This window comes from Paramylibacter kogurei, assembly GCF_002742285.1.
Taxonomy (GTDB): Bacteria; Pseudomonadota; Alphaproteobacteria; order Rhodobacterales; family Rhodobacteraceae; genus Amylibacter; species Amylibacter kogurei.
This window is the reverse complement of sequence record NZ_MDGM01000007.1, coordinates 148,923-173,506: the sequence shown is the minus strand read 5'-3', so window position 1 is coordinate 173,506 and position 24,584 is coordinate 148,923. Positions and strand designations below refer to the sequence as shown.

Genomic DNA, 24,584 nt, shown 5'->3' with positions numbered 1-24,584 from the left:
GGCATAGATCGGTACCGAGCAGTACAACGATGAGCCTGAAAATCTAACTAGGGGGATTTCGATCCCCCTATTTTTTTGTCTGAATTTTGGGTGTCAGCGGGGCAGCGATTCAATCGCTTTTATCATCGCCGCACGTGTGCGTTTGGCCACGGACACGTTTTGGCGTTTTTCATCCTGTGTCAGATGCGCAAAGACAAGTGTGGTTTCACCGCGTTTTGCCCAGCCAACAAACCAGCCCCAGCCGCGATCATAATCAAACCCACCCGATGATTTGCGCGGATATGCAGAACCAGTTTTACCCCAGACCTGCCAGCCGTGATTGGCGGGAAATTCAGTGACGATTGCCAAGGTTTTTTCAATCGCGCCCCGATCCACGGGGAGATCATAGGCAATCAGTTTTGATAAAAACTGTACCTGTTCACGCGGAGATATTTGCAATGATGAATTGATCCAACCCCGTTCCAACCCGTTGTTTTTGTCCACGTCGCCAGACAGATCAGCGTTGCCAAATCCAAAATCGCGGGCGTATTGTTCGATGCGTGCTTGTCCCAATGATTTAGCGATTTTCTGGGAATACCAGACCACGGAATATTGCAACCAACGCGCAGGCGTTGTGTTGGTTTTCCAATTGGCACCACCCCAGGCAACATATCCATCGCGATATGGGATGCTGGGCGTTTGTGCATCAATCAAAAACCCGGCATCAAACCCCATCACGGCAAGTGGTATTTTGAATGTGGATGCGGGCGTATATCGTTGATCACAACCACCGGTTTCGCGGATAACCTCACCCGTATTATGGTTGGCTATCAATTGACAAAGCGTATCGCCCATCGCCGCTTTCGTGGTTGATAGTGCAATCAAAATTGTTGCTGTGACCATTTTCATGAGGCGATTTTCTTGCGCTTTGCGCGATAATAAAACAACGCGATGGCAATTAAGGCGAAAATGCCAAATCCCCCGTTTATTGTTGCCGTTGTTGAAAGTGATGAAATTTCTGCAATCGCGCCCAGAACAACCGCACCCAATGCGGTGACAGACATGGCAACAACGACCCAAATGCTCATGACGCGCCCACGCATATTATCGGGCAGATCGGTTTGAATTGACGCTTGCAGTGTTACACCCATATGCGTTGCGCAAAACCCCAAGATCGACACCGCGATAATCGCAACGCCCCACGATTGGGTATTGCCCAAAATGGCCACAAATATCATTGCGACAAGGGCGATGGCCATTGTGATGGGATTGATAACGGTAATGGGCTTGGCGTTTCCCAACCCTTTGAGCAAAGCAGAGATCAGCGACCCCGCACCAATTGCGGATGTCATCTGTCCAAAACCAACCGCGCCGCGCGCAAACATGCCATCGGCAATCACGGGCAGCAGTTCCATCGTACCGCGCACAGAAAATGACATAACCGAAATCAATACCAGCGCGGATATGATGCTGGGACGGTTTGCAATGTATTTCAATCCTGTTTGAAATGCGGTGAAGAAACTTTCTGGTGCGGATTGTGGAGCATTGCGCGGTTGTAGTCGGTGAATGATTGCAAGGCTTGGTAGGTATAGAACCAGCGTCACCATAAGGGTGATCGGAATGCCCACCAGTTCGATTAAAATACCACCAATGGCAGGGCCGATTAACCGCGCGACGTTAAAATTAATTGCGGCCAGCGCCACAACAGAGCTTACGTCATGGCGTTCCACCAATCGTGGCGCCATCGACAAACGCACAGGATGATGCGCTGATGCCACGATCCCAACCGCAAGCGCCACCGCGCCAAGCAATATTGGTGTGGCAAATCCAAACAGGCTGGCCAATAACAGCGCAAGGGTACAGCACATCATGCCAATATTGGTTAGGTAATTTGCAACCTTAATATTGGCGCGATCCACCCAGACGCCAAAAAATGGGCCGCTGAACAATGTTGGAAACATGGATAGGCTGGCGATGACACCAACAAAACCAGCGGAATGGGTCAGATCCCATGCAAGCCAGCCGATGACCACGCGCAAAATCCACATGCCATTCACCGCACATGCGCCGCCCAAAAAATATAGGCGAAAATCAGAATGTCGTAATGCGGCTAGGTTCATGATTCTGGTCTAGGGGAAATCGCGTCAAAGACCAATGCTGATTTTATCCCTGCCAAAAGAAACGCCCAGAGAAACGACACTAGGATATCGTAGTCTCTGGGCGTTGCCAGGTCCCAGCTCTTGAGCGAACAACCGTTTGGGGGGGGTAAACGGTTGAAAGAGCGAAAGAACCTTAACTGTTCTGCGCTTTCGCGCGATCCTTTGAAGCCTTGGTGATTTGAGCAATCAAATCACTGTGCTGAATTTGATGATATACTAATGTTAATGCAAGCCCCACCGCCATAAACCCTGAAATTGCCATCATGCTGGCCAAGGTATTGTCATTAATAACAACGAAAGGCACCAATACAACCATCAAAACGGATGCGGCGAAAATCGGCAAAAGTGCTCTGATTGTGGTGAATGAAATTCGACCCATACTTGTTACTCCTAAAATAATAAAATCACCCCTTGTGTAGTTTCCATATGGAAATTTAATTTCATTTTTAAAGGCGGTTTTTGTTAATTTGTTTTAAAATTTCAGTGTTGTGAATATTAAATGCCTTAACTTCGCTTTTAGATTGTTTTGAATGGGTTGTCAGTACCTTAACACGATTTAAATACGCGAAACTTTTGCACTGTATTTTCGATGCAATGGTGATAATTGCAAAGACAAAAGGTTTGGGTGCGAGAATGGAAACGAGTGGGCTAGCGCTTGAAAATGTGGTTTTGTCGGTGCACGGCAAAGCGGTATTGAATAATGTTTCATTTCACGCGGATGAAAAACGTATCGGTCTGATCGGAGCGAATGGTTCAGGTAAATCCACGCTTGCACGGGTGATTTTGGGTCTGTTGCAGATCAATTCGGGTGAATTGCGTGTGCATGGTGTTGATATTTGGAAGGATCGCAAGGCGGCGTTAAAAACCGTTGGGATGTTGTTTCAAAACCCGGATCACCAAATCATTTTCCCCACCTGCGAAGAAGAAATTGCATTTGGGTTAACCCAACTGGGCCAATCCAAGGAAAAAGCACGCCGCGCAGCACTTGAAATTTTAGCGCGATTTGGGCGCGCCGATTGGGCCAGCCGTTCTACCCATGATTTATCCCAAGGTCAGCGCCATTTTCTGTGCCTGTTATCGGTCTTGGTGATGCAGCCTAAATTGTTGGTATTCGATGAACCCTATGCCGGGTTGGATTTGCCAACATCCATCCAATTGCATCGCAGCATCGATGCGTTGGAACAGCAGGTGGTGTTGATCACCCATGATATGGATGTTTTGGCGGATTTTGATCGTGTGATCTGGTTGGATCACGGCGAAATTGCAGGTGATGGGAAACCGTCAGATATCATTCCCAAATATATCGCCGAGATGACAACGCGTGCAGGGGAAACGGATGCTTAGCCTGACTTTACCCGTGATAAGTTGGGCGCATCGTATCCCTGCATGGATAAAGCTCGCGTTTTTGGTTGTGATTTCGTTTGCGATGTTTCCTGTGCGCGATATCACGATATTGCTGTCGATTGTGGGCATCGTAAGCTCTTTATACCTTACACTTGGCGCGATGGCCTGTGCGCAGGGTTTAAAAATGCTAAAACCTTTGGCGTGGATGATGGCGATTTTGCTGATCTATCATGTGTTGACGGGGCAAACAGGCGAAGGTGTGCGCATCACATTAAAAATGTTTGCGCTGGTCGGGTTGGCAAATTTTGTGACCATGACAACGCGGCTGGACGATATGATTGGGGTTGTGATGGTGTTGTTGTCGCCGCTAAAAATGCTGGGGATTAATACGCGATCCATTGCGTTGGCCTTTGCGATGGTCATCCGCTTTACCCCTGTTTTATTTCAAAAAAGTTCTGATATTGCCATGTCTTGGCGTGCACGCAGCCCCAAACGTGTTGGATGGCGGGTTGTGCTCCCGCTATGTTTTGTGGCAATTGACGACGCAGAACATATATCAGAGGCTTTGCGCGCACGTGGCGGCGTGACATCGCACCATTAAGGGACAAAAATGGAACGGAATCTTACTTTTATTGCGCTATTCGCGGCACTGATTGCGGTGCTGGGTTTGTTACCAAAACTTACGCTTGGATTTGGCGTGCCAATCACGGCGCAATCATTGGGTGTGATGTTGGCGGGTACCGTTTTGGGTGCAAAACGTGGATTTTTGGCGGCGTTGTTATTTGTCGGGCTTGCCATCGTTGGCTTGCCAATTTTGGCAGGCGGTCGCAATGGGTTAGAAGCAATTCAATCACCATCGGTTGGATTTTTCCTTGGCTTTCCGATTGCGGCATTTGTGACAGGACTGGTCGTCGAACGCGCCAAAGATATGAATATCATGATCGTTGGTGTGATTGGATCAATCATCGGTGGCGTGGTTGTTTTGTATATTTTGGGTGTTTTGGGATTGGCATGGAAGCTGGAAAAAACATTTGCAGAAGCTTTGCTTCTGGTCACAGCGTTCATTCCAGGCGATGCGGTGAAGGCACTGCTGGCAGGCATTGCGACACAGGCGATATACAAAGCACGCCCGAATGCGGTGATGTCAAGAACCTAACACCAACGCGGTACCCAATCCGCCAGCGGCGGCAATGGCGGCCAATCCTGTGCCGCTATTTTTTTGTGTCAAATCGTGAAATAATCGCACTGCCAAAATTGCGCCTGATGCCCCGATTGGATGTCCACGCGCCAATGCGCCCCCTTTGATATTTACCGTATCTGGGTTTAATCCCGCGCCATCAACACAGGCAATTGTTTGCGCGGCGTAAGCCTCCATAATTTCAGATTGGGTAATGTCTTGTGGCGATAGGCCAATGGATGCAAGCGTTGCGTTAATCGCATCAATGGGGACCAGTGCAGGTTGGGATGAATCACCGCCCAATGTGACACCACCAATGATGTTCAATGCGCGTGGATTGCCCAGCGATTTTAGCATCTGTTCGGATACAACCAAAACAAACGCCGCTGCATCTGCATTGATTGCGGTATTGGCGGCGGTCACATCACCCACGATCGGTTTTGCACGTTGGCACAGGGTTTGGGACAATGCGCGGGTAAACCCATCATCAATTTGGGTCGTTTGTCCGATGGGTACAATTTCACGTCGTAATTCTGTGCGGTTTGCCATTGCCTTTGCATGGCTGTTCATTGCCCAGTTATCTTGGCGCATACGCGAAATATTCAATGCGTTTGCTGCCACATGCAGATCTGGGTCCTGGTCTGAAAAGGGGCTAAACGCGGGGCGATCATATGGGATGGGTGGCGCACCGTTTTTACCTTGTACCATACGAATGGGGCGCATGGATGCACTTTCAGCGCCACCGGCGATAATTGCGTTGGCGTGGCCCGATTGGATCATCCGGGCTGCGAGCAATATTGCATCCAAACCACCAACGCATTGGCGATCAATTGTTAAACCGGCCACCGCATTTGGCAAACCGGCCGCTTGGGCCGCCATACGTGCAGGATTACCCCCACCATAAAGCGCATTGGACAGAATGATTTCATCAATCTGGTTGGATTCAATCGGCGTTTCATGCAAACAAGCACGGATCACTGGTGCAGCCAAATCATGCAATGCGATATCGGCAAAGGCACCATTTTGCGCCATAACCGCGCTTCGCTTTGCCGCGATGATATAGGCGTTTTTGCTCATGTCATTCGATCCTTGATCATCGCAGTGATGCGGCGATAATCGGTTTTCCCCGATGGCAAGATTGGCCAATCGTTCAGCGTGAATATACATCGTGCAGACAGATGTTTTACACCCCGCACCCGCCCATTCCCCATAATCGCACAGGCAAGTTGATGCCCACGCAACACATCGGGCAGGGCGACAACAGCAACATGTTCGATGCTGCCAATCGCCAAAATGGCACGTTCAATGTCATCAAGATGTACAAGTTGATCTGCGATATTCACGGCGCGATCACGCCGCCCTGTGATAAACAAATTTCCCGCGTCATCAAAATGGCCAAGCTCGCCAACATCAACAAAACCATCACTGCCAGCGATTATTTGATCTGATGAAAGATAACGTTCACCGATCATCGGGCTGTGTACGAAGATGCCACCGTCGCGGATTTGCACCGTGACGCCAGCATAAGGTTTGCCAACCGATCCAAGGGGCGTGTTGGCGTCACTGATGGTGATAAAACTGGTTTCCGCCGCGCCATAAAAAACGCGTATTTTCGCATTTGGAAAATGACGGGTGATCAATTCATGACCGGTTGCATTTAACGCACCACCACCAATGAAAATGGATGTGACATTGGGGTGTGTTTCGATGTGTTTGCACAGAAGTTTAAGCTGTGTCGGGGTGGCGTAAATGACGTTGATATCGTATTTTGAAAGATCGCTGCGCGGTGTCAGGAATGCGATTTGAGCGCCAATATTCGCAGCCTCTGTCGCGCCATAAAACGCAAGCGAATGTGAAAGATCACCCAATACCGCCACGCGATCCGATGTTGTGATACCTTGGCGTTCAAAGCTGTAAATCCAGCTTTTGGTGCGGCGTAAAATGGCCTTGGGCGTGCCTGTAGTACCACCGCTAAATGTGATGAAATGCGTTGATTCATGTTCGGGCAGCGGAGTAGAAGAGGGAGCACAGGGCGTATCCAATATCACGAATTCATCGGATAGGTTTTGCGCAATCTCAACACTGGCAACGCCACACATACGCCCAGTGGACAAAACCCCAAAGAATGCAGCCATCGCATGTATGGGATCGCGCAAGCAAATCACCACATACACTTCCCGCGCCAGTGCATTCGCCCACAAAGCATACCCCGATTGAAGCGGTATATTCTGTGCCCATCGCATCGGTTTTGTGGTCAAATTAATTGTCATGGTGATAAATGTCTAAACCGCGCGGCAATCAGGTGCAATCACAGCCTTGGCAGCGCGGGCGAATCTGGCTAAACCCTGTGGAGCGCAAACAGCAGGACAATCCGATGACATTTCCAAACACGTTCCCCGAAAAAACCGTAATGGCCGAATTGGCGGCATCGATGTTGCTTGAAATTGATGCAGTCAAGTTTCGACCAGAAGAGCCTTATAAATTTGCCTCTGGTTTGGCATCACCCGTTTATATTGATTGTCGCAAATTGATCAGCTATCCGCGTATCCGGTCCGCGTTGATGGATTTTGCGGTGGCAACATTGTATCGCGATGTTGGATTTGAACAATTTGATGCCGCCGCAGGTGGTGAAACAGCGGGTATTCCTTTTGCCGCGTGGATTTCCGAGCGGATGGGGTTGCCCATGCAATATGTGCGCAAAAAACCCAAAGGTTATGGCCGCGATGCACAGATTGAGGGTGATATTTCCGAAGATCAGCGTGTATTGTTGGTGGAAGACTTGACCACCGATGGCGGGTCAAAATTAATGTTTGCCGAGGCTATCCGCAAAGCGGGTGCGAAATGTGACCATACATTGGTTGTGTTTTATTACGATATTTTCAAGAACACCCATGAAATGCTGGCCGAAAATGGGTTGAAGCTGCATTATTTGGTTACGTGGTGGGATGTTTTGAAGGTTGCGCGCGATCAGGGCAAATTCAGTGCCGATAAATTGGATCAGGTGGAGGCATTTTTGAATGCGCCGCTGGAATGGTCAGCGGCACATGGCGGTGTTTCTGAATTACCTGTTTCGAAATAATCGGCACGCGCGGTTAATTGAGATCGCGCAGCCGTGTTTCAAGGTTATCTAAACGTTCAAGCGCATGGGTTAGCGTGGATTTTAGGCTGGCAATTTCACCAAGCGTATCATTCACACCTTCTGGTCGATCAAAGCTTTGCGCGACATTTTCGGTTCCGTTTGCTTCGCCATTGATCAGCCAAATAATGGAAACGTTCAACAGACCCGCCAGCATTTGAATACGGTTCGCACGCGGTTCGACAGTGTCGTTTTCCCATGCCTTCACGGTTTTCTTCTTCACGCCCAACTTTTCGGCCAGCGCAGTGGTGGTCAGCCCCTTGGCATTGCGCGCCGCTTCGAGACGATCACCGAATGTGGCGACATCTTCGTTGAAAAATTCCGTGCTGTCTGGTTTTTGATTGGTCAAGGGGGACTCCGATAATGTGTATTTCGTTTGTCTTGGGCACAGACCTAACGTGACAGTGGTTGGTTTGTAAACCGTAGCTATTTTTAACTTTGCCAAATCTGTGAAAAAATGCTGGATGATAGGCGTCAGGTTTGGTTGAATTTGCGTAACCAATTGGAGAATTTCAAATGACAGTATGGCCAGATGATGTGGTGCTTGAGGGTAAGCTTGTAAAGTTAGAGCCGCTTTGCATGGCGCATTGTGACGATTTGAAAGCAGCGTCTGCGGATGGGGAGTTACATAAATTGTGGTACACATGGGTGCCTGCCCCCGATGGCGTCGCAGATGAAATTGATCGCAGGCGGGCATTGCGCAAAATGGGTTCAATGCAACCATTTGCGATCATTGATCAATCCAGCGGGCATGCCGTTGGCATGACGACATTTATGAATATTGACGCCCAGAACAAACGAGTGGAAATCGGATCGACATGGTATCGCAAAGCGGTGCAACGATCAGGCATCAATACGGAATGTAAACTGTTAATGTTGACCCATGCATTCGAGACGCTTGACTGCATCGCGGTTGAATTTCGCACCCATGTTGTGAATTTGCAAAGCCGCCGTGCGATTAAGCGATTGGGCGCAAAACCAGATGGGATTTTGCGCAATCATATGAAGATGGCGAATGGTACGCTACGCGACACGGCCGTTTATTCCATCATCAACAGTGAATGGCCAACGGTAAAAGCGCATTTGGAATGGCAATTGGCCAAGCCGCGCGCGTAGTAATTTGGATATTTAAAACATTTGGAGTTGGGGGCGTTATGCCCCCAAGCAAAGTTATGGTGCGATAATGGGTTGCGCTGCCAACGTGGATTTTTTCAGGGGAACGTCTTTGAACGTTGATCCGTGGTTGAACCAGCTTTTGGGGGCAGGAGCCCCCCAGAGTGTTTGGCGTTGAGGATCCTTGAGATCCCATTTGATCGGTTCAAGGTCTGGATCAACGGTTTGATAATCAGAGCAATAGATTTCTGTGCGATGCCCATCTGGGCAAAGAATATATAGGAAAAACGCGTTGGAAATTCCGTGGCGACCTGGGCCGCGCTCGATATTCGCCACATAGCCCGTTGTTGACATCAGATCGAGCAGATCGATGATGTTAAGCGGTGTAGGAACCCAGAAAGCCAGATGATGCAGGCGCGGCCCTGTACCATTGGTAAAGGCCACATCATGAACGCCACCTTTGCGATGCATCCATGCGGCCCATTTGCGCCCTGTTTCTTCGTCCGCTGTGTATTCCGTGGTGCGAAAGCCAAGGTTATTCCACCAATCCACCGATGCATCCACGTCTGGTGAAAAATAATTGAAATGATCAATGCGCAATGGTTTTACGCCGTGATAGAGTTTGTATTTCTGATGGATTGGATCAAGGCGATCCATGTGGTGATAAAATTCGATTGGCATGCCCATGTTATCATGGGTGCGCAATGTGCGGCCCTGATGTGGGCGGGTGATCCATTCAACCTTATGACCAATTTTTTGGAAATATTTTTCGGCCTCGTCCAGATCGGATTCAGAGAATACTTTGAAGCCGCAAACATTCACGCAAGGTGTTTCACCTTTCATCAGTATCACACAGTGATGACCGCGTTCTTCCATTGCGCGCAGATAGATATGGGTGCTGTCTTGGTGGGTGATTTGCAATCCTAAAGTATCAGCATAAAACGCCGAAGACGCAGCAAGGTCAGTGACAACCAATTCAATATGCGAGAGGCGGATTGTATTGAACGGGGGATAAAGTACGGGTGCTGGTAGTGACATGTTTTCTCCTTAGCCGCCCAATTTAGGGATGCGATGTTCTGTCATTGCGAATGCAATATTTTTTGTTTCCATGTAAAAATCAAACGACCAATCGCCACCATCGCGCCCAATGCCGGATGCCTTGGTACCACCAAACGGGGCCGGAAGGTGGCGGGTGTTTTCAGAGTTAACCCAGATCATGCCTGCTTCGAGCGCATCTGAAAAACGCAATGCGCGTGTAACATCGGATGTCCACAAATAACCTGTCAGCCCGTATTCCGTGTCATTGGCGATTTCCAATGCCTCTGCTTCGTCTTTGAAGGGAATTGCTGTAAGCACGGGGCCAAAGATTTCTTCGCGTGCGATGCGCATGTTGTTGTTTGCATTGGTAAATAGAGTTGGCGCCACATAACAGCCAGTGGTGTAATTATCGGGGCGTCCACCGCCTGCAGCAACGGTTGCGCCTTCGTCCTTGCCGATTTGCAGATATTCCAGCACCTTTTGTTCGTGTTCTGGGTGAATCAGCGGGCCAACCGTGGTGTTTGGATCAAGGGGATGACCGACGGTGATGTTTTTTGCCTTTTTTGCGACCATCTGAGTGAATTTGTCATAGATTGTATCTTGGACCAGCAGGCGTGACGATGATGTGCATCGCTCGCCATTTAGCGAATAAATCATAAAGACGGCTGCATCCGCTGCGCGTTCCAAATCGGCATCATCAAACACCACAACGGGGTTTTTACCGCCGAGTTCAAAATGAAACCGTTTCAACGTTTCGGATGCTTGTTGCATGATATATGTGCCAGTGCGGCTCTCGCCGACAAAACCGATGGCCTTGATATCGGGATGTTCGGTGAGCGCACGACCCGCATCTTCGCCCATCCCATTTACAAGGTTCCAAACACCTGCTGGCAGGCCGGATTCCTCGGCGATTTCAAGAAGGATACGTGCCGTTATTGGTGAAAATTCAGCGGGTTTATGCACCACGGTGCACCCTGCGGCCAATGCAGGTGCAATTTTCCAAGTGGACAACATGAACGGTGTATTCCAAGGCGTAATAATTCCAACGGGGCCTATGGGTTTGCGGTTGGTGACGTTTAATTGCCCAGGTGCATAAAGGGATTGCCCATCACGAGCGGTTAAACATTTATCGGCGAAAAATCGAAAATTGGCCGCACCGCGCAATGCGGCCTTGGACATAAATCGCAATGATTGACCGGTGTCGATACATTCCATGAATGCAATTTCTTCGGCGCGTGCCTCGATCCCATCTGCAATTTCATGAAGGATTTTTGCGCGATCTTTGGCGGGGAAATCCGCCCATTCTTTGAACGCAGCCATTGCGGTTTTCGCCGCCAAGTCGATATCACCAACAGTTCCGCGTGCAACATTGCAAAGCGGTTTAAGATCAACAGGTGAAATGGTTTCGAATGTTTCGCCATCACCGCCATCCATATCTTTGCCACCGATACGGTTTTGGATACCCGTGTCGCGAAAACGCTGAAGGTATTTTTCGGCCTTTTGAAGATTTGTTGCCAAGTCGGACATAGCGGAACCTTTTATTTGGATTTCAGACGAGGATGAATTGTGTTTCTTTTCCACGTTGTTGTGGGATCGATTTCGCGCATTTCCATCGACAGGGCGAAATAGGGTTCGTTGATTTCAATCGCTAGATATTTTTCCACGGCCGCAAAAATATGATCGCCTGCGCGTTTGCGGGTTTCAGTATCGCGCCCCGATCCCACGCTGACGGTAAGATGGATAAATGCATTTTGAGGATGCAAATCGGCAATGGCGAAGTGATCGCAACGATGTGTGCGCACTCGCACGCCCCCAAGGGGAAAAACATCAGTTTCGAGTGCGGCGATCCGTGTGATTTCGCACAGGCCTTGCAGGTTGATGCGGCTCTCTAGATTGGCGGAATATTCTAGCGAAAAATGAGGCAAGATATCACCATTGATAGTTTGATTCTGGCTTGACTGTATTTTATTTAACATGTTAAGTAAATGGAGAAAATACCAAATATGATGGAGCAATAGATGCGGCTAATTTCGTTTTTCAAAAATGGTGAAAGCCGTGCAGGCGCAGTTATTGATGATCGTGTTGTCGATTTGACCGTGCAATTTGGTGTGAAATCTGTGCGTGATTTATTGGATATCGGAACACTGGAAGATGTTTCAAAATCGGCTGCACAGGCAGCAACAGATTATGATCTTGATGATGTTGATCTGGATATTCCCGTGCCAAACGCGCGTAAAATTTATTGTGTTGGCGTGAACTATATGAATCGCAATGCCGAATACAAAGACAATTCCGATGCTCCCAAATATCCCAGTTTATTTGTGCGAAATCCGATGTCTTTTTCCGCGCATGGACGGGATATTTTGATCCCGCCAGAATCCGAACAATTGGATTACGAAGGGGAAATTGTTTTGGTGATTGGCAAAAAGGGCCGGCGTATATCACAAGACGCTGCGATGGATCATGTGGCTGGATTGACGATTATGAACGAGGGTTCAATTCGCGATTGGATTCGTCATGGCAAGTTCAACGTAACACCCGGGAAAAACTGGGATCGTTCAGGGGGGATGGGACCTTGGATCGAAACAGACTTGTCTGAAATTGATATCGAAAACTTGATGGTTGAAACCCGTGTGAATGGTGAAATTCGCCAAAAAGATACCACCGCGAGCATGGCGTTCCCATTTAAACGGATTATTGAATATGTATCCAATTTTGGCACGTTATTGCCGGGCGATATTATCGCGACTGGGACACCAACTGGTTCTGGTGCAAGGTTTGATCCACCGATTTGGCTACGAGAGGGTGATGTGGTTGAAGTATCGGTCGAAGGTGTTGGAACCCTGTCTAATACCGTTGCAAAAGAGGTGATATAATCATGTCTGATGCGGGGATGCGATCCATCAAACAATCGGTTCCGATCGCGTTGTTGCGCGCACGTGAAGCGGTGATGGCCCATTTTCGCCCCCTTTTGGCAGCGCGCGGTTATACCGAACAACAATGGCGCGTGATGCGCGTTCTGGATGAATTTGGCAGTATTGATGCAAGTCAGTTGGCCGACAAATCAGCGTTATTATTGCCAAGCCTGACCCGTATATTGCAAACCTTAGAAGAAGAAGGTGCAATCGCGCGGATCAAAGATGCCCAAGACAAACGCCGCACATTGATTTCACTGACTGATAAATCACGAGATGCAATTGCAAAGGCAGCGGAATCCACACAAGCTGCCTATCGCGAAATTGAGGATCAATTTGGCGCTGAAAACATGAATCAACTGCTCGATTTGTTGGATAAATTGGCACAAGTCAAATTGCGCAAATAGTTACTGCCAAGATTTAACCATATCAATGACGCGGGTTTCATGGGCACGCCATGCCTCTGGGTTAAAAAACGTGGTGCCGTCATAGCGATAGAACATTCGGCCAAGTTGCGTTTGCGAAACGATATCGCAGCCTGATTTTCCACTGCGCGGACAACTCGCGAACAAGATTAAATTATCATCGCTATCCAAAATAAAATGGTTGATATCCTTGCGTCGATAAATCGTGCGAAAGTTTATGCATGATACGGTGTCGCCAATAATTGTCTGTTCGCAAAATTCAATCCAGTCTCGTTTATTGGCAACGCGATTGTCGGATGCGGATTGTTTTAACACTTCACGCAAAAAACGTGCAGGTTGAAATGCGCTTGTCAACGGTTGTTGATCAAATATCGTTTCTTGCTCGTCACAATATTGCGAACCTTGATAAATGCCACGCAGAGTGTTCTTGCAATATGTGATGGTCATTTTTGCATCGTTTTGCGCAGTATTTTCACCTGTTTGCGTATAAACACGCGGCACTTTGTATGCGGTGTTGCCAATGTGTTGCGTCAAAAACTGTGGTTGAGATTGCACCATGAATGGTAGCAAAAATTGAATGATCAGCGAAACGATCGCCGTAATCCCAAAATATTTGGTGTATTTTTTATCGTAAACTTTAATGCGTAATGTGGCCCAAGCGGCGATTGCGCCAAAGGCGAATGTGCTGATGCCAAGAAAGGTGAAAAACCAAGGCAAATAATTTGGATTGCAAAAATTTGTGTTTTCTAATGCACCACATCCAGCGGCCACTCCCAATCCTAAAAACAGAAAGATGAAAGCACATATGCAAAAAACGGCCCACATGGACATCACAATAAATAACGCAGATAAATTTTTCATTTCAAAGGTATACCGTTCTTTTTCGTCATTCTCAGTGTGAAGTGTTCATTTGCATTTAATGCAAGCGCTGTGTGATCAAGGCCATTTTCACTAAAATTCAGGCGAAAAGATGATGGGTTTGGGAAATTTTTGCAAACACTGAAATAATGATGGATTAAATGCTGTGATGCTGATTAGTTTTGGCAAAACAAAGGTGCGAGTGATGGGGAAATCTTCTGTACGGTTGGGCGTCGATATTGGTGGAACTTTCACCGATGTGGTTTTGGAAACGCAAAATAGTCGGTTTTCAACCAAGGTTTTAACAACCAATGACGCACCTGAAAATGCGATTATTGATGGTATGCATCAAGTTTGTCGCAAAGCAGAGTTAAACCCCAGTGATATCAGCCAGATCATTCATGGCACAACCTTGGCAACCAATGCATTGATCGAACGGCGCGGCGCGAAAACCGCACTGATCACGACCGAAGGGTTTCGTGATGTCATTGAAATGCGCACCGAAAGTCGGTTCGAGCAATATGACTTGAACCTTAATCTGCCCGAACCATTATTGCCGCGACAAATGCGATATACGGTTGCTGGGCGTATTGATGCACGCGGTCAGGTTCTTGTCCCAATGAAACGAGCAGAAGTAGAGGCCGTTGTCGATCAGATCATTACCGCAGGTTATGAAACGGTCGCGGTGGGGTTGATCCATTCGTATTTAAACCCAGTGCATGAACAAATGGTGCGTGATGTTTTGGCGCAAAAGGCGCCTGATATCATGGTGTCATTGTCGTGCGAAGTAAGCCCGCAAATGCGTGAATACGAACGGTTTAATACCGTTGTTGCAAATGCATATATCAAGCCATTGATGAAATCTTACCTAGGGCGCTTGGCGGATCGTTTGGCGGGTGAAGGTGTTTCATGCAACATCTTTTTGATGCATTCTGGTGGGGGAATTATATCCATTGAAAATGCCGCTGAATTTCCCGTGCGATTGGTTGAATCTGGCCCCGCCGGAGGCGCGGTTTTTGCCGCGAATATCGCGTCGCGTTATGGTCTGGACAAGGTGCTTAGCTTTGACATGGGCGGGACTACTGCCAAGATTTGTTTGATCAAAAATCAAACCCCAAAAACCAGCCGCGTGTTTGAGGTTGCGCGAACCTATCGTTTCAAAAAGGGATCAGGCATGCCGATATCAATTCCCGTTATTGATATGGTGGAAATTGGCGCGGGCGGTGGATCACTTGCGCATGTGGACGCGATGCGTCAAATCCGCGTTGGCCCCGAAAGTGCGGGATCAGAACCGGGCCCTGCGTGTTATGGGCGGGGTGGTGAACGCCCAGCGGTTACCGATGCGGATTTAGTTTTGGGAAAACTTGATCCAGACAATTTTGCGGGCGGTTCAATCAAATTACACACCCAAAACTCAGTGAAAGCATTACAATCATTTTTGGGCGATGCGTTGGACATGGATGCCCCCACTGCCGCGTTTGGTTTGGCAGAAGTGGTCGATGAAAATATGGCAAATGCGGCGCGGGTTCATGCGGTGGAAAATGGTGAAGACCTGTCTGAATATACCATGATCGCATTTGGTGGGGCGGCACCGCTTCATGCTGGTCGTTTGTGTGAAAAATTAGGTGTCGATCGGTTGCTGGTGCCATCGGGTGCTGGTGTTGGATCGGCAATAGGTTTTTTGCGCGCACCGTTTAGTTTTGAAGCAAATCGATCTGTTTATATGAAACTTTCGGAATTTGATCCCGACAAAATTAAAACGTTGTTGAGCGAGCTTCAATCAGAGGCAACTGGTTTTGTGCGCAATTGTGATTCAACATCACCGATTTTGTCAGAGTTCAAAGTTTATATGCGTTATGCGGGGCAGGGTTGGGAAATTCCAATTGTCATCAGCGAAGATCAAGCAATGAACCCCAACGCAGATGAATTTTTAGCGCTGTTTGAGGCAGAATATATCAAGCTATTCGCACGATCAGTGGCCGGTATGGATGTGGAAATTACGGTTTGGGCAGTAAATGCGACAACACCACCCGAACCAGTGGAACCGGTTACACTCACGTCAAATATGGGCGAAGCAAAAATCGCAACGGTGCGTGATGTTTTTGATCCGGCGCAATCAAAATTCCTGACATCGCATATTGTGGATCGCGAAACCATGATGGATGGGCAATCCATTGCGGGCCCTGCGGTAATTGTTGAAACGGAAACGTCAATTATCGTTCCATCAAGCCGTATGGCAACACGCCAATCCGATGGCTGTATTGATATCACCCGCATCGACGAAGGAGCAGCGCAATGACCCATTCCAATGTCGCATATCAGGTCATGTGGAACCGATTAATTTCGGTGGTCGAAGAACAGGCGCAAGCGTTGGTGCGAACTGCATTTTCCACATCAGTTCGCGAAGCAGGCGATTTATCCGCCGGAGTTTATGATATCGATGGGCGCATGTTGGCACAGGCGATCACGGGCACACCTGGGCATGTTAATGCAATGGCTGATGCCGTCGCTCACTTCATCCGTCGCATAGGGCCAGCGAATATTTTTGAAGGCGATGTCTATCTAACCAATGACCCATGGGAGGGTACTGGGCATCTGCATGATTTCACGATGGTCACGCCCTCGTTTCATAATGGTAAATTGGTTGGGTTTTTCGCCTGCACCGCACATGTGGTTGATGTCGGTGGGCGCGGTTTTGGTGCGGATGCGGCAAGCGTTTACGAAGAAGGATTATATATCCCCATCATGAAATTTGCGGTGCGTGGTGAGGTCGATGAAACCTTGGTGCGGATCGTGCGTGGCAATGTGCGTGAACCCGATCAATTGATTGGCGACCTATATGCATTATCAACATGCAATGAAATTGGGCATCGTCGGCTGATTGAAATGATGGGTGAATTTGATCTGGATGATCTTTCGGGAATTGCTGAATTTATCTTGGAAAATTCACGTCGCGCCACGTTGGAACGGATCAACGCTCTTCCAAAGAAATCGGCGTTTGGGGAAATGACGGTGGATGGGTTTGATCAACCCATCAAGCTGTGTGTAACGCTGTCAATTGAACAGGATCGTATCGTTTGCGATTTTACGGGTACATCGGGCGTAGACCAAAAAGGCATTAATTGCCCCAAAGTGTACGCCAAGGCATATGCTTGTTATGCGTTGAAATGTGCAATCGCACCTGAAATCCCCAATAATGCGGCATCACTCGCACCATTCGAAATGGAAGCCCCCGTCGATACGATTGTGAATGCGGTTCATCCCGCGCCCGTGGCGCTGCGCCATATCGTGGGGCATTTTGTGCCCGATACCGTTTATAATGCGTTGGATAAAATCTTGCCAGATGTTGTCCCCGCAGAGGGCGCTGGATGTTTGTGCAATTTCCAAGTTTCATTGCGCCCAAGTAGGCACGCAAAACTACAAGGTGATATACGATCCGAAGTGCTAACATTTAATTCAGGTGGTGCAGGGGCGCGCCCAAATCATGATGGATTAAACGCCACAGCATTCCCATCAGGTGTGATGACCATGCCGATCGAGGCCACCGAACATGCCGGTCCTGTTATCATATGGCGCAAAGAGTTGCGCCCAGATTCAGGTGGCATTGGCAAACAGCGTGGTGGGCTTGGTCAATATATGGAAGTGGGTGCGCAAGCAGGGTATGAATTCGATTTTCAAGCAATGTTTGATCGTGTGGATCACCCCGCCAATGGGCGGCGCGGTGGTGGGGCTGGTGCGCCGACATCCATTGCCCAAGATGACGGCACCACGATGCGCGGCAAAGGAAAACAATTTGTTGCATCCGGGCGCAAGGTTATGTTGGCGCTGCCGGGTGGGGGTGGTTATGGCGATGCCCGTTTACGAGATGTCGAATTGGTGAAACGGGATTTATTGCGCGGGTTTATCAGCGCACAAACCGCCATGGATGATTATGGATTAAGCCAAGCAGATGTAAATGACATCGTTAGAAAAATCAAAAATGGGGGTGATTTATAATGGCCAAGCAAATGCAAATTCCCCAACATCAATCCTATGACATCGTCATTATTGGCGGTGGGATCATGGGTTCGTCTGCGGCGTGGTTTTTAAGTCAGGACAAATCCTTTGATGGGCGCGTATTGGTTGTTGAACGCGATACCACATATGAGTTCGCATCAACCACTCACACAAACAGTTGCATGCGCCAACAGTTTTCAACCAGATTGAACGTGCGCATTTCCCAATTTGCGGCGGATTATGTGAAAAATCTGCGCGAACATATGGGCGGTGATGAACGCATTCCTCAATTGTCGATCCGCAGTTTTGGTTACATGTATCTTGCGGATACCGAAGCGTTTGCGCAGGTGCTTCGACGCAATCAAAAATTGCAAATTGCCGAAGGTGCAGCAACCCAATTAATGGATGCGGCGGCAATCAAAAAAGCATATCCGTTTTATAACGTGGACGATATTTTGTTAGGCTCGATCAATTTGGTGGACGAGGGGTACTGGGATGGATCCACCGTATTTGATTGGTGGCGCCGCAAAGCCCAAGAGGCAGGTGTTGAATATATTCAAAACGAAGTTGTTGCGATGTCCCAAAATGAGGCGAAAAACCGTGTGGAAACTGTGACACTTGCATCGGGTGAAAAAATCACATGTGGCAAAGTGTTAAACGCATCTGGTCCGCGCGCTGTACGCACGTCACAAATGGTTGGAATTGACATGCCTGTAGAACCTCGCAAACGGTTTTCGTGGGTTTTTAGCGCAGAAAAACCACTGGATCGCGATTTGCCGTTAACGATTGATCCATCAGGTGTTCATGTCCGCGAAAATGGCGGCGGCACCTATCAATGTGGTGGGCATAGCGGATTTGACCCAGCCGTGGATTATGATGACTTCGATATGGATCACGATATTTGGCAAGACCATGTTTGGCCGATCCTTGCCACGCGTATTCCACAATTTGATGCAATCAAAATACAAAGCGAATGGGTGGGGCATTACGCCTATAACACCTTGGATCAAAATGCGATTTTGGGCCCACATCCCATTGTTTCTAATTTCTATTTCGTGAACGGATTTTCGGGGCATGGATTGCAACAATCCCCTGCGATGGGGCGCGGTATTTCCGAAATCATGGTGCATGGGGCATATCAAACATTGGATATGTCTCCGTTTCATTTTGATCGCGTGACAGCGAACGAACCCATTGTTGAAACCGCAGTGATCTAGCACCGAATATTCAAAACAAAGGCATAAAATGCGTTACAGTAATACATCCACGCGGTTGGCAAGTTTAGGTTCGGATAAATGGGCGGTGCATCTGCGTGCCAAGGAAATGATCGCGGCGGGGCATGATGTGGTTATTGCGTCAATAGGGGAGCCAGAAATACCCGCGAGTGGCGTGTTAACCAATGGAATTGTCAAATCTTTGAATGATGGGCGCACTGCGTATTCAAATGGCCAGGGCGAAGCGAACTTGCTTGTCGCAATCGCCAATCATTATTCGCGCAGACGCAAGCAATCAATTTCTGCGAAAAATGTCATGTGTGTGCCAGGGACGCAAACCGCACTATTTATTGCAATGGCTGCATTGGTTGATCATGGGGATCAGGTCTTGGTTGGTGATCCGTATTATGCCACCTATGATGGATTGATTGCGGCACAGGGTGGCACGCTAACCCCCGTGCCATTGTCACCCGAAAATGGGTTTCGCATGCGTGCATCAGATATTGAAACGCGCGTGACTGATGCAACCCGTGCAATATTATTGACGACACCACATAATCCAACGGGTGCGGTGTTAACGCATGACGATATCCGCGCTATTGGTGATGTTGCGAAAAAACATGATCTGTGGATTATTTCGGACGAGGTATACGAAGAATTGGTTTTTAACGGGGACTTCACATCGCCAATGGAATTTGATGATCTATTGGAGCGCACGGTGGTTGTGTCATCCGTTTCAAAGTCACATGCAGCACCAGGTGTGCGTAGCGGTTGGATCATCGCACCAGAAGAGTTTGTCAAAAAGGCCCTGCCAATTTCGGAAACAGTTCTGTTTGGCAACCAACCCTTTATTGCCGATGCCACCGCGATGGCGTTGATTGAACCAAATCCAACCGCAAACATTATGCGCAAGAACTACAAACGTCGCGCGGCGATGTTGGTCAATGCATTGCGCGTGGTTCCAAATGTGGAAGTGGCAATGCCAGATGCGGGAATGTTCGCCATGGTTGATATTCGACCCACAGGATTGACGGGTGATGAATTTGCGTGGCGATTGCTGGAAAACCACAATATCGCGGTCATGCCTGGTGAAGCATTTGGAAAACAAAGCGCTGGATTTATCCGTGTTGGCCTCACACTTTCCGACCAAGACATGATCCGCGTGATTGATGGGATCAAAGGGTTATTACAATCCCTGAGCTAAGTGCATTATTGCAATCGGTGCAATCCTTTGTCGCGAATTCGCGCACGCTTTTTCTGAACGCTTTCACGCCATAACATCAACAAACCACTAGACAATATCAACGCCATGCCAAGCCATGCGATATAGTCTGGCCATTCATCAAATATGGCGATGCCCCAGATGATGGCGAGTAACAGTCCAACATATTCAAATGGTGCAACCAATGCCGCCTCGCTTGTGCGATATGCTTGGCTTATGAAATATCCGCCTACTGCGCTAGCAACGCCGACACCTGCCATGACCGCAAAATCAAACGGAGTTGGCATCACCCATGCGCGTAGCAAGAATTGAATTGTGATATTTTCGCTGCCAGCGGTGGCGCCATCGTGAAATGTTAATCCCATCGCTGCACTCACCAATACAAACGTTAATTGTATGTAAAATGATAATGTGGATGCGCTTTCAGTGCCGCCCATCTTGCGCGACAGAATATGTAGTGTTGCGTAACAAACAGCCGCAAACATTGGCAACAGTGATGCGATTTGAAAGCTCGCAGGATTGGGGCGCAACATGATAAGCGCACCTAACAATCCAGCACCCACCGCAAACCAACGCCATACACCCACCGTTTCGCCCAAGAATATGACAGAGAATATTGTGATTATCACGGGTGCGATAAAAAATATGGCTGTTGCCTCTGACAATGGAATGGATGCAAGGCCAAGAAAAAACAACAAATTCGCCATGACCACAAACACCCCGCGCACCATATGAAGACCAAGCCGTTTTGTGCGCAAATTGTGATATCCCCCTTCAAGGGGCATGAAAATTGCAAGCGTGATCGAAAGCGCGATCAGGGCGCGAATTAATACCACTTCGTGGAGTGGATAATCACCGCTCAAAAACTTGATGCCAACATCGTTGAGCGTAAAGAAAAAAGCAGCGATCAGCGCACAGGTTATTCCCAGCGCAATCGGGTTTGAAAATATGCGATTCATAGGGCGACTGTTTCAAAGAAATGATCGGCATACCAGATATTTCGACCTAGACATGTAAATTAATTCAGCGCAGCCTAATGCGCAGAGGTGAGCGATGAAAACAGTGACAGATTTCCCCCACGCAGTCGTTGAATATCCCGATATGGGGATTGAAATGCCCGACGGTACACGATTGTCCGCGCGTGTGTGGATGCCCGTTGATGCACCGCTTCAACCGGCACCCGTTATTTTGGAACATCTGCCGTATCGCAAACGCGATGGCACGATTGTGCGCGATCAGTATACACATCCATGGCTGGCGGGGCATGGGTATGTCTGTATCCGCACCGACATGCGCGGCAATGGTGACAGTGATGGATTGATGGACGATGAATACACAGCCCAAGAATTGGCCGATGCGGAGTATATAATCAACTGGGCCGCCGCACAGGAATGGTGCAATGGCAATGTTGGTATGATGGGAATTTCATGGGGTGGTTTTAACGGGTTACAGGTTGCAGCGCTTGCGCCAAAACCGCTTAAGGCGGTGATAACCATTTGTTCCACCACAGATCGATATGCCGACGATATCCATTACAAGGGCGGGTGTTTGTTGGGCGAGAATTTTGGCTGGTCTTGTAATATGTTGTCGTATTCATCACGCCCGCCTGATCCCGCTCTGGTGGGTGATCGTTGGCGCGATATGTGGCGACATCGATTGGAAAACATGGATGTGAGCCTTTCAACGTGGTTACGCCATCAGCATCGCGATGAATATTGGCAGCATGGTTCCGTTTGCGAAGATTACAGCGCGATAAAAGCAGCCGTATTGGCGATTGGTGGTTGGCATGACGGGTATCGCAATACACCGTCCCATTTGGTTGAAAACCTGTCATCGCCGTGCAAGGCAATCGTTGGTCCGTGGAACCATAAATACCCCCATTACGCAGGACCTGCCCCTGCGATTGGCTTTTTACAAGAGGCTAAGCGTTGGTTCGATCAATGGTTAAAGGCTATCGATACCGGTGTTGCGGATGATCCAGAATACCGCGCCTATTTAATGGATAGCGTTATGCCAAAACGTTGGCTTGATGAACGTGCGGGGCGCTGGATTGCAGAGCAAAACTGGCCAAGCAGCGATATATCAAATATCACGTTAAACCTTGGCGCGGGTGGGCAACTTGGTGGGGATGGTGCGCCAAATGTTTGTATCAAATCACCAGCCGATTGTGGGGCAAGTGGCGGTGAGTATTTTCCCTTTGCCTTTGGTGATGAATTGCCTGATCGTCAAAATGAGGATGATGCAAAATCGCTTTGCTTTGATGGTGCGGTCAGCGTTTCAGACATGGATATCGTTGGTGCACCAAGCATAAAGTTAACCCTGTCTGCCGATCAGACAGAAGGACAAATAGCCGTGCGGCTATGTGATCTGCACCCCGATGGCACATCAGCATTGATCAGTTATGGTGTTTTAAATCTAACCCATGCGAATGGTCATATATTACCCGCACCACTGGTGGCGGGGCAGGAATTTAATCTTGCGTTTGATCTGGATCATATCGCCTATCGGTTGCCAGCGGGTCATCGATTGCGGGTGGCGATTTCGACCAACTACTTTCCTATGATATGGCCCGCCGCTGTGGATGCAGAAATAACCATTCATTCGGGCGAAATTTCATTGCCAATCCGAAAAACCGCAACTGATAGTGAATGGACATTCGAACCACCAGAAGCGGCAGCGCCATGGCGCGCAGAAAATTTACGCCCCACGCAATATTCACGTCAGTTAGAGACAGAACAATCCACAGGTGAAACCAGCACGAAAATATTCTGTGACTTTGGAGAAAATCGTGATTTGGAACACGGATTGATTTCGGGGGGCTGGATGCGTGAAGATTGGCGTGTGCATCCCGATGATCCATTATCCGCACGTGTTTCGATCGAATGGGAACAGACAGGTGGACGTGAAGATGCAATGTGGCGAACATATGTGGATGCGAAAATGCATTGCGATGCCACGCATTTTTATTTCACCGCAAAACTGTGTGCTTGGGAAAACGATACGCTTTTCTTTGAGCGTGAATTTGACGACAAGGTAAAACGCGAATTGGTTTAGCCATATGGCCATTCTTGGTTTGCCAATGATTGTGCCGCGTGAATGATGCGCTCAAAACTTTCATTTGCGCGATCAACACTATTTCGTGCACGTAAATATCCATGTACCAATCCGGCTTCACAGATCCAATGTGCCTTGTTTCCATCCGATTTTAATTTGTCGCAATAATTACGCCCATCATCACACAGTGGATCACATTCGGCGCTGATAACGACACTTGGCGGTAAGTTTGAAAAATTATCGGCCTTTAAGGGTGCGAATGTGGGGTCAGTTTCATGCGTTGCACCACGGATTTTATGGTAAAATTCCACGTCTTCGCGTGACAACATCGGTGCATTTGCATGGGTCAAATATGATCCCTGATCCATATCACCACCCAATGCAGGATATATTAAAACCTGTCCGATGATTGCGATATCATCGCCGCGAAGAGCCCCACTTGCCGCCGCACCCAGATTTGCGCCCGCACTATCACCAATCAAGACGAGCGGTGTTTGATATCGTGCAGCGATGCTGTTGATTGCGGTGACGACATCATCGAACGCTGCGGGGTGTTTATGTTCGGGGGATAGACGATAATCAATCGCCAACACGCGTCGTTTTGTATGATGTGAAATTTCGGCGCAAATGTCATCGTGGCTATCTAATCCGCCCACAACGAATCCACCCCCGTGGATGTAAACAATGGTGACGCCCGATTCATGATGTGCAGAATCACAAGCGGTATATATGCGCACGGGCACGCCATTCATGTTTGTGGTTTCAACATCCAACCCATCGGGACGACCTGCATAAAATGATTTGCACATGTCATCATAGATGCGGCGCTGTTCAGCAATTGGAAAACCAGCGGTTTCGGGGGGATAAAATTGTGCGGTTTTTTCGATGAATGCCCAAGTTTGCGCATCAATCTTGGTTTTGTAATCCATGCCAGCCATCCTGTGGGAATGCCAC

General features: G+C 48.4%; 24 protein-coding genes. 12 read left to right on the top strand and 12 right to left on the bottom strand.

All coding sequences use genetic code 11. The annotated features are described in order from the left end of the window. Positions 1–93: 93 nt before the first annotated feature. The 3 genes from blaOXA to BFP76_RS02935 all read right to left on the bottom strand — a co-directional run bounded on the left by blaOXA (position 94) and on the right by BFP76_RS02935 (position 2,517). The gene (blaOXA, locus tag BFP76_RS02945; RefSeq protein ID WP_099591686.1) at positions 94–888 is read right to left on the bottom strand and encodes a class D beta-lactamase; all 795 of its coding nucleotides are present in this window, start codon (positions 886–888) and stop codon (positions 94–96) included. Further along, a complete protein-coding gene (locus BFP76_RS02940) occupies positions 885–2,099 on the bottom strand; it encodes an MFS transporter (RefSeq protein WP_099591685.1) in 1,215 nt (404 codons plus the stop codon). The genes blaOXA and BFP76_RS02940 overlap by 4 nt, the downstream gene beginning before the upstream one ends. Before the next feature lie 172 nt (positions 2,100–2,271). After that, positions 2,272–2,517, bottom strand: coding sequence for a hypothetical protein (locus tag BFP76_RS02935; RefSeq protein ID WP_099591684.1), 246 nt, complete (start codon positions 2,515–2,517; stop codon positions 2,272–2,274). 254 nt (positions 2,518–2,771) lie between these two features. Between BFP76_RS02935 and BFP76_RS02930 the strand changes: the two genes are divergently transcribed. From BFP76_RS02930 to BFP76_RS02920, 3 genes are read left to right on the top strand one after another with little or no spacing between them, the layout of a single operon-like run. Next, positions 2,772–3,482 carry an energy-coupling factor ABC transporter ATP-binding protein gene (locus tag BFP76_RS02930; protein ID WP_099591915.1) on the top strand — a complete coding sequence of 237 codons (711 nt, stop codon included), beginning with the start codon at positions 2,772–2,774 and terminating at the stop codon, positions 3,480–3,482. Next, positions 3,475–4,083 carry an energy-coupling factor transporter transmembrane component T family protein gene (locus BFP76_RS02925; protein ID WP_099591683.1) on the top strand — a complete coding sequence of 203 codons (609 nt, stop codon included), beginning with the start codon at positions 3,475–3,477 and terminating at the stop codon, positions 4,081–4,083. Before BFP76_RS02930 ends, BFP76_RS02925 begins: the two co-directional genes overlap by 8 nt. Before the next feature lie 9 nt (positions 4,084–4,092). Further along, positions 4,093–4,638 (top strand): biotin transporter BioY, encoded by a 546-nt coding sequence (locus BFP76_RS02920; RefSeq protein WP_099591682.1) that lies wholly within the window; start codon positions 4,093–4,095, stop codon positions 4,636–4,638. On the opposite strand, the gene BFP76_RS02915 is transcribed toward BFP76_RS02920, so the two are convergent. Together BFP76_RS02915 and BFP76_RS02910 are read right to left on the bottom strand one after the other, a co-directional pair. After that, positions 4,627–5,736, bottom strand: coding sequence for a thiolase family protein (locus BFP76_RS02915; RefSeq protein ID WP_099591681.1), 1,110 nt, complete (start codon positions 5,734–5,736; stop codon positions 4,627–4,629). The genes BFP76_RS02920 and BFP76_RS02915 overlap by 12 nt on opposite strands. Further along, positions 5,733–6,929, bottom strand: a complete 1,197-nt coding sequence (locus tag BFP76_RS02910; protein ID WP_099591680.1) for an AMP-binding protein — start codon at positions 6,927–6,929, stop codon at positions 5,733–5,735. Before BFP76_RS02910 ends, BFP76_RS02915 begins: the two co-directional genes overlap by 4 nt. 104 nt (positions 6,930–7,033) lie before the next feature. Here BFP76_RS02910 and BFP76_RS02905 point away from each other — a divergent pair, with 104 nt between their 5' ends. Next, positions 7,034–7,738 carry an orotate phosphoribosyltransferase gene (locus BFP76_RS02905; protein WP_099591914.1) on the top strand — a complete coding sequence of 235 codons (705 nt, stop codon included), beginning with the start codon at positions 7,034–7,036 and terminating at the stop codon, positions 7,736–7,738. Positions 7,739–7,751: 13 nt separating this feature from the next. Here BFP76_RS02905 and BFP76_RS02900 read toward each other — a convergent pair whose 3' ends face one another. Next, positions 7,752–8,144, bottom strand: coding sequence for a helix-turn-helix domain-containing protein (locus tag BFP76_RS02900; protein ID WP_099591679.1), 393 nt, complete (start codon positions 8,142–8,144; stop codon positions 7,752–7,754). A gap of 167 nt (positions 8,145–8,311) precedes the next feature. On the opposite strand from BFP76_RS02900, the gene BFP76_RS02895 reads away from it, so the two are divergent. Further along, positions 8,312–8,911 carry a GNAT family N-acetyltransferase gene (locus tag BFP76_RS02895; RefSeq protein ID WP_099591678.1) on the top strand — a complete coding sequence of 200 codons (600 nt, stop codon included), beginning with the start codon at positions 8,312–8,314 and terminating at the stop codon, positions 8,909–8,911. 54 nt (positions 8,912–8,965) lie between these two features. On the opposite strand, the gene hpaD is transcribed toward BFP76_RS02895, so the two are convergent. Genes hpaD through BFP76_RS02880 form a run of 3 tightly spaced genes read right to left on the bottom strand, consistent with a single transcriptional unit; the run spans position 8,966 to position 11,871 of the window. Continuing rightward, positions 8,966–9,946 carry a 3,4-dihydroxyphenylacetate 2,3-dioxygenase gene (gene hpaD, locus BFP76_RS02890; RefSeq protein WP_099591677.1) on the bottom strand — a complete coding sequence of 327 codons (981 nt, stop codon included), beginning with the start codon at positions 9,944–9,946 and terminating at the stop codon, positions 8,966–8,968. 9 nt (positions 9,947–9,955) lie between these two features. Further along, positions 9,956–11,473 carry a 5-carboxymethyl-2-hydroxymuconate semialdehyde dehydrogenase gene (hpaE, locus tag BFP76_RS02885; protein WP_099591676.1) on the bottom strand — a complete coding sequence of 506 codons (1,518 nt, stop codon included), beginning with the start codon at positions 11,471–11,473 and terminating at the stop codon, positions 9,956–9,958. A gap of 11 nt (positions 11,474–11,484) precedes the next feature. Continuing rightward, positions 11,485–11,871 carry a 5-carboxymethyl-2-hydroxymuconate Delta-isomerase gene (locus BFP76_RS02880; protein ID WP_099591913.1) on the bottom strand — a complete coding sequence of 129 codons (387 nt, stop codon included), beginning with the start codon at positions 11,869–11,871 and terminating at the stop codon, positions 11,485–11,487. A 93-nt stretch (positions 11,872–11,964) separates the two neighbouring features. Here BFP76_RS02880 and BFP76_RS02875 point away from each other — a divergent pair, with 93 nt between their 5' ends. Both BFP76_RS02875 and hpaR read left to right on the top strand, forming a co-directional pair. Further along, the gene (locus BFP76_RS02875; protein ID WP_099591675.1) at positions 11,965–12,822 is read left to right on the top strand and encodes a fumarylacetoacetate hydrolase family protein; all 858 of its coding nucleotides are present in this window, start codon (positions 11,965–11,967) and stop codon (positions 12,820–12,822) included. A 2-nt stretch (positions 12,823–12,824) separates the two neighbouring features. Further along, on the top strand, positions 12,825–13,268 hold the full coding sequence (gene hpaR, locus BFP76_RS02870; RefSeq protein WP_099591674.1) for a homoprotocatechuate degradation operon regulator HpaR: 444 nt from the start codon (positions 12,825–12,827) through the stop codon (positions 13,266–13,268). On the opposite strand, the gene BFP76_RS02865 is transcribed toward hpaR, so the two are convergent. After that, positions 13,269–14,057: a hypothetical protein gene (locus BFP76_RS02865; RefSeq protein ID WP_133117379.1), complete on the bottom strand. Its 789-nt coding sequence runs from the start codon at positions 14,055–14,057 to the stop codon at positions 13,269–13,271. It lies immediately after the preceding gene. Between the two features lie 292 nt (positions 14,058–14,349). On the opposite strand from BFP76_RS02865, the gene BFP76_RS02860 reads away from it, so the two are divergent. The 4 genes from BFP76_RS02860 to BFP76_RS02845 are packed head-to-tail and all read left to right on the top strand — an operon-like array spanning position 14,350 to position 20,558. Then, positions 14,350–16,443, top strand: coding sequence for a hydantoinase/oxoprolinase family protein (locus BFP76_RS02860; RefSeq protein WP_099591912.1), 2,094 nt, complete (start codon positions 14,350–14,352; stop codon positions 16,441–16,443). Further along, entirely contained in the window at positions 16,440–18,140 is a 1,701-nt protein-coding gene (locus BFP76_RS02855; protein WP_099591672.1) for a hydantoinase B/oxoprolinase family protein, read from the top strand. The genes BFP76_RS02860 and BFP76_RS02855 overlap by 4 nt, the downstream gene beginning before the upstream one ends. Then, a complete protein-coding gene (locus BFP76_RS02850) occupies positions 18,140–19,357 on the top strand; it encodes an NAD(P)/FAD-dependent oxidoreductase (protein WP_099591671.1) in 1,218 nt (405 codons plus the stop codon). The genes BFP76_RS02855 and BFP76_RS02850 overlap by 1 nt, the downstream gene beginning before the upstream one ends. Before the next feature lie 28 nt (positions 19,358–19,385). After that, positions 19,386–20,558 carry a pyridoxal phosphate-dependent aminotransferase gene (locus BFP76_RS02845; RefSeq protein WP_099591670.1) on the top strand — a complete coding sequence of 391 codons (1,173 nt, stop codon included), beginning with the start codon at positions 19,386–19,388 and terminating at the stop codon, positions 20,556–20,558. 5 nt (positions 20,559–20,563) lie between these two features. Here the strand turns inward: BFP76_RS02845 and BFP76_RS02840 are convergent, their stop codons facing one another. Beyond that, positions 20,564–21,535, bottom strand: coding sequence for a DMT family transporter (locus BFP76_RS02840; protein WP_099591669.1), 972 nt, complete (start codon positions 21,533–21,535; stop codon positions 20,564–20,566). Between the two features lie 94 nt (positions 21,536–21,629). On the opposite strand from BFP76_RS02840, the gene BFP76_RS02835 reads away from it, so the two are divergent. Beyond that, positions 21,630–23,630, top strand: a complete 2,001-nt coding sequence (locus BFP76_RS02835) for a CocE/NonD family hydrolase (RefSeq protein ID WP_099591668.1) — start codon at positions 21,630–21,632, stop codon at positions 23,628–23,630. On the opposite strand, the gene BFP76_RS02830 is transcribed toward BFP76_RS02835, so the two are convergent. Beyond that, positions 23,627–24,559: an alpha/beta hydrolase gene (locus tag BFP76_RS02830; protein WP_099591911.1), complete on the bottom strand. Its 933-nt coding sequence runs from the start codon at positions 24,557–24,559 to the stop codon at positions 23,627–23,629. The two genes, BFP76_RS02835 and BFP76_RS02830, sit on opposite strands and share 4 nt — an antisense overlap. Positions 24,560–24,584: the final 25 nt, after the last annotated feature.